Source organism: Actinomadura darangshiensis (assembly GCF_004349235.1).
GTDB classification, from domain to species: domain Bacteria; phylum Actinomycetota; class Actinomycetes; order Streptosporangiales; family Streptosporangiaceae; genus Spirillospora; species Spirillospora darangshiensis.
The window spans coordinates 1-9,003 of record NZ_SMKY01000335.1 but is presented as its reverse complement, the minus strand read 5'-3'; the positions used below and the strand labels follow the sequence as shown (position 1 = coordinate 9,003).

The 9,003-nt window shown below is 70.0% G+C and carries 5 protein-coding genes and 1 CRISPR repeat array; of the genes, 3 read left to right on the top strand and 2 right to left on the bottom strand.

Features of this window, described 5'->3' with window-relative positions:
* Nucleotides 1-13: 13 nt before the first annotated feature.
* Nucleotides 14-4,128: a CRISPR direct-repeat array (repeat unit 28 nt; unit sequence GTCGGCCCCGCGCCTGCGGGGATGGTTC).
* 895 nt (nucleotides 4,129-5,023) lie between these two features.
* Nucleotides 5,024-6,394 (bottom strand): recombinase family protein, encoded by a 1,371-nt coding sequence (locus tag E1293_RS40345; protein WP_207939387.1) that lies wholly within the window; start codon nucleotides 6,392-6,394, stop codon nucleotides 5,024-5,026.
* Nucleotides 6,395-6,702: 308 nt separating this feature from the next.
* Between E1293_RS40345 and E1293_RS40340 the strand changes: the two genes are divergently transcribed.
* The 3 genes from E1293_RS40340 (at nucleotide 6,703) to E1293_RS49905 (ending at nucleotide 7,971) form a co-directional block, all read left to right on the top strand.
* Nucleotides 6,703-6,927 (top strand): hypothetical protein, encoded by a 225-nt coding sequence (locus E1293_RS40340; protein WP_132204314.1) that lies wholly within the window; start codon nucleotides 6,703-6,705, stop codon nucleotides 6,925-6,927.
* Between the two features lie 184 nt (nucleotides 6,928-7,111).
* Nucleotides 7,112-7,474, top strand: a complete 363-nt coding sequence (locus E1293_RS40335) for an STAS domain-containing protein (protein ID WP_165978618.1) — start codon at nucleotides 7,112-7,114, stop codon at nucleotides 7,472-7,474.
* 230 nt (nucleotides 7,475-7,704) lie between these two features.
* Nucleotides 7,705-7,971, top strand: coding sequence for an SAM-dependent methyltransferase (locus tag E1293_RS49905; RefSeq protein WP_243717294.1), 267 nt, complete (start codon nucleotides 7,705-7,707; stop codon nucleotides 7,969-7,971).
* A gap of 521 nt (nucleotides 7,972-8,492) precedes the next feature.
* Here E1293_RS49905 and E1293_RS40325 read toward each other — a convergent pair.
* On the bottom strand, nucleotides 8,493-9,003 hold a 511-nt coding region (locus E1293_RS40325; RefSeq protein ID WP_132204310.1), incomplete at its 5' end, for a class F sortase.

Below are 9,003 nucleotides of genomic sequence, written 5' to 3'. Positions count from 1 at the left end.
ATCTCCGCATGCGGTCGGCCCCGCGCCTGCGGGGATGGTTCCCCGCGGAAAACGGCGCGCGCAGCGACCACGAGGTCGGCCCCGCGCCTGCGGGGATGGTTCTCCTGCGCGCGGACGGCCTTGTCCGTGTCGAGAGTCGGCCCCGCGCCTGCGGGGATGGTTCGCCGGCCCCGCCCAAACCACACGCGAATACGTCGTCGGCCCCGCGCCTGCGGGGATGGTTCTGCCCCGGAGCCGCGCGCCTATCTCCGCATGCGGTCGGCCCCGCGCCTGCGGGGATGGTTCCCCGCGGAAAACGGCGCGCGCAGCGACCACGAGGTCGGCCCCGCGCCTGCGGGGATGGTTCGATCGGCCCCGCCGCGCGCGACGCGGCGGGGCCGTCGGCCCCGCGCCTGCGGGGATGGTTCTCCTGCGCGCGGACGGCCTTGTCCGTGTCGAGAGTCGGCCCCGCGCCTGCGGGGATGGTTCCGGACGCGCCGCCCGCGACGCCGTTCATCATCGGTCGGCCCCGCGCCTGCGGGGATGGTTCGTCGCGGGACGCCTGATGACCAAGACGCCGGGCGTCGGCCCCGCGCCTGCGGGGATGGTTCGAACCTCGACCTCGTCACCGCGCGCCTCGACGTGTCGGCCCCGCGCCTGCGGGGATGGTTCCTGTTGACGGATATTCAGCGTCGGCTACCGCCCGTCGGCCCCGCGCCTGCGGGGATGGTTCGGTGGGCTCGTGCGGTCCGCTGAGTGGGGTTGGGTCGGCCCCGCGCCTGCGGGGATGGTTCTGAGTTCTTCTTTCGTCCATTTGTCGGGCGGGGGTCGGCCCCGCGCCTGCGGGGATGGTTCCCACGTCCGCGCGGCCGCCGAGCTGTGGGGCGGGTCGGCCCCGCGCCTGCGGGGATGGTTCGCAAAGCCCGTGGGTGACGTGGGAAGCCGAACCGTCGGCCCCGCGCCTGCGGGGATGGTTCGGGGGTGTGCCCGGCGTTCTCCCGTACCGCCGGGTCGGCCCCGCGCCTGCGGGGATGGTTCTACGCCATTGCGAATGCTCGTGGGCGTGTCCGGGTCGGCCCCGCGCCTGCGGGGATGGTTCCCGTTTCCGGTTTCTCTCGTCCGGGTCACGCCCGTCGGCCCCGCGCCTGCGGGGATGGTTCGACGTGCACGGCCGTGGCCGGGCGTCTACTGGCGTCGGCCCCGCGCCTGCGGGGATGGTTCGTCATCGAGGATCTCCCCCACCGGATCGGCCGCGTCGGCCCCGCGCCTGCGGGGATGGTTCTAGCCGCGGCCCGCGCCTGGGGTGTTTCCCGCCGTCGGCCCCGCGCCTGCGGGGATGGTTCCCTGACCGACGTCGATCTCACCGACCGCACCAAGTCGGCCCCGCGCCTGCGGGGATGGTTCGCTCGGAGGGGCGGGCTTGTGGGTGAACCGCAGGTCGGCCCCGCGCCTGCGGGGATGGTTCCTTGGCGACAGTCGTCGCCGGCACAACCAGGGTGTCGGCCCCGCGCCTGCGGGGATGGTTCTTCCTGTACCCGGTCAACTCGCTCGTCAGCCCGGTCGGCCCCGCGCCTGCGGGGATGGTTCGCCAGGGTGCGTCAGCGCGAGCTTGAACGCCGCGTCGGCCCCGCGCCTGCGGGGATGGTTCGTCGGCGGGCGGGAGGTCCCGAACGGAGTGGTAGTCGGCCCCGCGCCTGCGGGGATGGTTCGAGACTCTGCTCGAAGTTCTTGACGTCCTAAACGTCGGCCCCGCGCCTGCGGGGATGGTTCGCTCGACCGGCTGATGGGCGATGTGCCGATTCTGTCGGCCCCGCGCCTGCGGGGATGGTTCCCCAGCGACGTCCACGGCCGTCCGACCGGTTCGTCGGCCCCGCGCCTGCGGGGATGGTTCTTCCCCTACACACCCCCGGCCGCCTCACGGACCGTCGGCCCCGCGCCTGCGGGGATGGTTCCCCCCGCTGGTGCGATCACCAACCTCGTCGATTGTCGGCCCCGCGCCTGCGGGGATGGTTCGCAGCTAGCCGACCGGGCCGGCATCTCGCGGGGGTCGGCCCCGCGCCTGCGGGGATGGTTCCCCTGAAGGTCTACCGGGCCGCGAACCAACCGCGTCGGCCCCGCGCCTGCGGGGATGGTTCCCGGGGGCGGGCCCTTTTTCGTTGCCCGGTGCTGTCGGCCCCGCGCCTGCGGGGATGGTTCGTTGTCGGTGGCGTGTTCACGGAGGGTCACGGTGTCGGCCCCGCGCCTGCGGGGATGGTTCCTGGACGTACACGACCTCCGCGGCGCGGACGGCGTCAACCCCGCGCCTGCGGGGATGGTTCCCAGCCGCGTCTCCCCGCCGACGCCGCGGCCGTGTCGGCCCCGCGCCTGCGGGGATGGTTCTCTCACAGGTGTTCCCTCACTCAACCCCCCGCCGTCGGCCCCGCGCCTGCGGGGATGGTTCGCCCAGGTCGGGCGCAAGCTCACCTCGGCCGAAGTCGGCCCCGCGCCTGCGGGGATGGTTCCCCGGCGGCGTTGCGGTTGCGGATGGTGACGCGGTCGGCCCCGCGCCTGCGGGGATGGTTCCATCTCGCAGGCGGCCCCGGAGGTCGGCAAGGGGTCGGCCCCGCGCCTGCGGGGATGGTTCATGCAGATACGAGGAAAGCGAGACGCCGGGGCCGTCGGCCCCGCGCCTGCGGGGATGGTTCCGTGCCGCGCCCGTCGGGCCGGGGCAGTCGGCCGTCGGCCCCGCGCCTGCGGGGATGGTTCTGGGCCACCGGGCAGCGTCAGCTCAACGCCGGCGTCGGCCCCGCGCCTGCGGGGATGGTTCCCGATGTTGTCTACATCGGTGCGTCCAGTAACCGTCGGCCCCGCGCCTGCGGGGATGGTTCCGTGCCGCGCCCGTCGGGCCGGGGCAGTCGGCCGTCGGCCCCGCGCCTGCGGGGATGGTTCTGGCATGAACGCTGGTGGGCGGCGCGGGTCGTGGTCGGCCCCGCGCCTGCGGGGATGGTTCCTTGCCGTCTGATCTGCACCACCCACCCACAGGGTCGGCCCCGCGCCTGCGGGGATGGTTCCAGGCCAGGGGACTGCCCACTTGTGGTCATACGGTCGGCCCCGCACCTGCGGGGATGGTTCCCTCGCCGCCGGGGTTGTCCCAGATGTAGCGGAGTCGGCCCCGCGCCTGCGGGGATGGTTCGCCGGGACGCGCTCGGCGACATCGAGAACAAGTGTCGGCCCCGCGCCTGCGGGGATGGTTCCCGGTCCGCAGCAGCCTGACCCGCCGTCACAGCGTCGGCCCCGCGCCTGCGGGGATGGTTCGCGGAGGTCGACCGTGTCGCGGGGATCCTCGGCGTCGGCCCCGCGCCTGCGGGGATGGTTCGGCGCGGACCTGACCAAGACCGCGCTCGCTAAGGTCGGCCCCGCGCCTGCGGGGATGGTTCCTGCATCTGCAGCCACAGCGGGATGAGCAGGAGGTCGGCCCCGCGCCTGCGGGGATGGTTCGCCGTTGCAGGACATGCACTGCCGGTACTGCGGGTCGGCCCCGCGCCTGCGGGGATGGTTCCGGTACGACCAGGAAGAGGATGATGCCCGGTCGGTCGGCCCCGCGCCTGTGGGGATGGTTCCCGGCTTCGCAGGAGCCGGTTGGGCAGCCAACCGTCGGCCCCGCGCCTGCGGGGATGGTTCGTCCTGCAGGGCCGGCCGGAACACCCCGGCCAGGTCGGCCCCGCGCCTGCGGGGATGGTTCAGCAGCACGCTGTCGGAACGAGCCCGGCATGAGGTCGGCCCCGCGCCTGCGGGGATGGTTCGCACCGCCCCGACCTCCACGCCCCCGACATCGAGTCGGCCCCGCGCCTGCGGGGATGGTTCCTCTGGGACGACATCTGCGCCAGCGTCACCCGCCTCGGCCCCGCGCCTGCGGGGATGGTTCGTCCGTGCTCGGCCTGAAGGCCAAGAGCGCGTCGTCGGCCCCCGCGCCTGCGGGGATGGTTCCATCCAGACCGGCACCGAGAGCGTGTCGTTCTCGTCGGCCCCGCGCCTGCGGGGATGGTTCGCGGATCAAGGAGCTGTACGAGACGCAGCTGGCGTCGGCCCCGCGCCTGCGGGGATGGTTCCCATCGGCGGCGCGTCACGGCGGTGAGCGCATGGTCGGCCCCGCGCCTGCGGGAATGGTTCGTCGCTACCGGATTCGAACCGGCGCAAGTTAGCGCCAGCTGCCCCCGTCTTGAGGCCCTGGCGGACCGACCGTGGCGTTCGGTGCTGGGCGGGGTGCCGAGCCGGGGGGATCGATGCCGAGATCACGTGGACCCTGTCCGGCGGCGGGCACTGCATCGGTCACTACCAGCTGAATCACCACCCTGCTCGACCCGCACCGCCATTCAACTATGGAGATCGTGAAGCGCTACCACCAGCCCTAGGAGATCGAGATGATCTATCTGGAGCTGAAATCCATCACACTGGGTGGCCGTATCCTGCGCTCTCGTACCCCGCAGGCTGCGGCGGTGAGATACGGCGCGGGTCCGCGGCAGGCTCTGCCGGGATGCAAACCTGGCCCACGGAGATATTCTGCACCCCGCCCCCAATGCGAGCGATCAACTGTGTCCAGCGCGGTTCTGTAGGTCTTCATGAACTTGGCGAAGTTGACGACAAGGCGGTCGCATAAATGGCAGCCAGCTGGTAGTATAAGAGTTAAGAGTTAAGAGTTAAGAGTTAAGAGTTAAGAGTTAAGAGTTAAGAGTTAAGAGTTAAGAGTTAAGAGTTAAGAGTTAAGAGTTAAGAGTTAAGAGTTAAGAGTTAAGAGTTAAGAGTTAAGCATGATCCGGTACGGTTCACCGATTGAAATGCCGGGATTATGTGCAATTGGTCGCGATCGCCCTCGGACACACAGTTTGTACATAACTCGGTGTTTCCGGGCATTCCGGAGCGCCTCTCGGTGCCTGGTTCACCCCCGAGAGGGTCGGTCTTTCGCTGTTTGATCACTTCCTTCCGCCGTGGTTGTGGATGCCGTGAGTACACGAGCCGCAATTCGAGCACTTGAACGGCGCGTGCAACGCTGCGATGCGTTGTGGTGTCAGGGCCTTTGGTCGATGGTGGTCTTCACTTCCTTCGGGGTGCTGGTCCACAGGGTGCGGTCTTCGGGCTCGTAGATGAGAGTGATCTTGCAGGAGCGCAGGTGACCGATGACCTCCTTGGGATCGGGTGACGCACCGTCCGGCGCAGCGCCGGTTGGTCCGGTCAGGAGAACGTGAAGCGCCGGCAGGTGCGGCAAGATGCGGTCCTCGCGGATGTAGAGGTTCTTGGGCCGATCCGGATCTGAGCGCGACGCGCTGCTGTGGCCGTGCCTGCACCGGTACGCCGCCCGGTTGTTGGCCCAGCACGACTCCAACCGACGTCCACAGACCCCGCAGCGCAGCAACCCGGCCAGCAGGTAACAGCGATCCGGCCTGGCAGCGGCACCGCGCGGCGTCTGAATGCCCTGGACCGCGATGAAGTCGGCTTCGCTGACCAGAGCTGGGTGCGCGGGACGGGCGGAGATGACCCAGCCGTCGGGCAGGTTCCACCGCTGCACCTGCCGATGCCCCAGCCCGGTGTTGAACGGATCGATCAGATCATGCTCGCTCGGCTGACGGTTCCACACCTGCCGCCCGGTGTATCGAGGATTGGCCAGGATCGTCCGCACCGTGGTCAACCTCCACACCTGCTTGGACCGATGAGCGTTACGCCGCGGATCGGCCGCCGACGGGCAGGGAATACACATGTCGTTGAGCGCCCGGGTGATGCGCGCCATGCTGTGCCCGACCAGCCGCTGGGCGAAGATCCATTCCACGATCGGCGCGGACTGCGGGTCGGGCTCCAGCCGGCGAGCCCGACGCCCCCAAGCAGCATGCGCCCGATTCGGATGCGGGCCAGCGTCCACCAGCCGGTATCCGTACGGAGGGCGGCCTCCCAGGTACCGGCCCTGTTCGCGGGTCTGGACCGCCATCGCTGTGGAGACCCGGATCCTGGTCCGGGTGATCTCGCGCTTGGACTGGATACCGAGGTTGACCATCAGTTGTTCGTGCGCTTCGGCGGTGAAGTCGATGGGGCCGCCGGTCTCGGGCATCCACAGCTGCACACCGTAATGCTCGAACAGCGGCGCCATCTGGGCGAACTGATTGCCGTAGAACGCCCGCTCATACTCCCCCACCACGATCGCGTCGAACCCGCGATCCGGATCGGCCATCGCCACCAGCAACGCCGCGGCCTCAGGACGCCGCGCCCACGGCAGCACCCGGCTGTACCCGACATCGAAATACTCCGCCACAACCCGCCCATGCCCACCGACCAGCGCCGCGGCCTGATCACGCTGCCGCGCCCGCGACGTCACCGGATCCTGATGATCCTCCGTCGACACCCGCCCGTAGAACGCGAACCGCAACCCGTCCTGCCGCGGCTGCGCCACCCGGCGCCTCCCCGACCCCTCGGCCCATGCAAGAAGGGAGTCCGTCTCCGTTTCCCCACCCGCTTCCCGGGGCGCACTCGGCGACCTCGAAGCCATGACCTGCATCTCCTCGTACCGAAGACACCATTCGGTTTCAATCTCCAGCAAGGAGAGCAAAGGCATATAGCAAACGATGGGGCCGTCCCCAAGACGCAATCATTTTCTGACGCTCAGGCGACCCTGCGGACACTTCCTGATATATGAAGACGACGTCGGCCTCGGCTCGGCTGTGCTCAGTCCCGTCCAGCAGCAGGTGGACGGTGCAGAGAGTGTCGGCACTGGTCACGCTGGCGGCGCGCCCCGACGAATCCCTCGCCGGCCCGCTGCGGGCCGCAATGCTGGAAGGCATCATGCTGGGCGCTGCCTTCGCCGCCTTCCTGCTGCAAGCCGACACCCGTGCCGCAGGAGGAACGCTGAAAGATCACACACTGCAGACCATCATCACGGTGAGCGGCTACCGCCAGCGGCCCGGCACCGTCCATAGCTTGTCGTAGTCGGAGTGCCGGGCTCGCAACCGCGTCTGCCCCCGCACTGGACGCCGTCCCGCAGTAGATCTGCGCACGGAAGGCAACCAATGGCCAGCCCGCCATGCATGCGGAAGCCGCCATGACGAGGGTGCCGGGAGCTGCGACAATGGGCAGCGACCAAGCCCCTCTCGCTTCCGAAGGAAGATCGACCATGGTCGCACCCGCCAACTCGCTGCCCAACGGCACCACGTTCACGCGGGCCCAGCGGGACGGGTGGCAGGTAGTGACGATCACCGGCGAACTCGACGTCGCCATGGCCCAGGGCGTGGCCGACCAGCTCTCGCAGGCGATCAGCACGCGGACACCACCACTGGTCGCCGTGGACCTCTCCCGCATGGCGTTCTGCGACTCCGCCGGCCTCCGCGAAATGATCATCGCATGGAAGCGGGTCCGCGTCCTCGACGGCCGTTACGTGCTGCTCAACCCGGCACCCAGATTCATCGAAATCCTCCGCATCACCGGCCTCGACACGCGATTCGAGATCGTCACTCTCCTGCCGAGGATTCCGATCTGACCGAGCCTCAGCCAGTGAAGCCACGAAACGCCGACCTCGCCCGGACTGGTCGTGCGTGTGGTTCGGCGGGGCAATCGGTCTTGGGGCGTCGTTATCAGATCGCAGGATAGACACCGACGTGACGCATTCGGCGCGGGTCTGGAGCTTCCTGCGGGGAGGCACGGACAACTACCTCCGTCGACCGGCAGGCCGGAGAGAAGGTCTTCCATGCCTTCCCATGCCTGATCGACATGGCGCGCCACTCCCGGCAGATGCTCACGCGGGTGGTGCGATACCTGGTCGGCGAGGCGGAGATCCGCCCGTTCCTGGACATCGGTATCGGGCTGCCCACCATGGACAACACCCATGAGGCCGCCCAGCGGATCGCGCCCGACGCCAGCCTGGCCCAGGCGGCAGGAACCCTCGGGCTTCAACCGTCCCGTCCTGTCGCGCTCATGCTCATGGGCATCCTGGGCCTGGTGCAGGACTACTGGTGGAATCCGGAGTCGTGCACGTGACGCATTGGCGCCGCGAACCGCGCCCTGGGGTCAGCCCCGAGGTGGCCTGCGCAGGCGGCGTCGCACGCAAGACCTGGCACCGCCGCCCCGTCGTGCGTTGCAGCGGGCCGTCGTCGGCGGCCACCTGGGTGTCGCCGACGGGATAGGGACGCCTGCATACCGGTCAGGCGCCGTCCTGCCTGGTTCACGGGAACCGGCCGGTGCTCTGCCCCGGGCGCCGAGTCGGTGTCTTCGCGGTCGCCACCGACCTGCCCGGCGGCAATGGTCACCCTGGCCAGGGACTGCGCATCCCCCTGGTCGAACGGCACGACGGCGCCCTCACCATCATGATCGACATGGTCGAGCCGCGGCTGCGCGGCGTCCGGATCGTCTGCCCCAGTGCGCTGGCCGGGATCGGCCCCGACACGGCCCTGGAGATGGCCGCGCTGGCCCGCACCGCGGTCGACAACGCGACCGCCGGATATGTCTTCATGACCGCCGTGGGCACCGGCCGGCTGACACGCCGCCGCCCGATGCGCGGGTCAGGGCGGCGCCGTGTGGGCGGCGGTGAGGTGCGCGAACACAATGGTGTTGTCGCGGTAGTGGCCGGTGCGGTCGTCGAAGGGGCCGCCGCAGGTGACCAGGCGGAGGGACGGGTGCGGGGTGTCGGCATAGACGGCGCGTGTGGGGAAGGCGTTCTTGGGGAATCGGCGGACGGTGTCGACGATGAACACCGCGGTGGTGCGGTCGGCTCGTGACACCTGGATGGTGTCTCCGGGCCGCAGTCGGCCGAGCCGGTAGAACACCGAGGGCCCGGAGGTGGAGTCGAGGTGTCCTTCGATCACGGCGGCGCCGGGCTGCCCGGGGGTGGCCGATCCGGTGTACCAGGCGGCCTCGTCCTGGTGCGGTGGGTGGGGTGGCTGGAGCGAGCCGTCCGGGCGCAACCCGGCGCGGGAGATCGGTGAACCGATGCCGACGGCCGGGATCGTGATGCGGGTGGGCGGCGCGGCGGGCAGCGCCCGGTCTTGCGCCGCTTGCGGTGCCCGGGTGGGG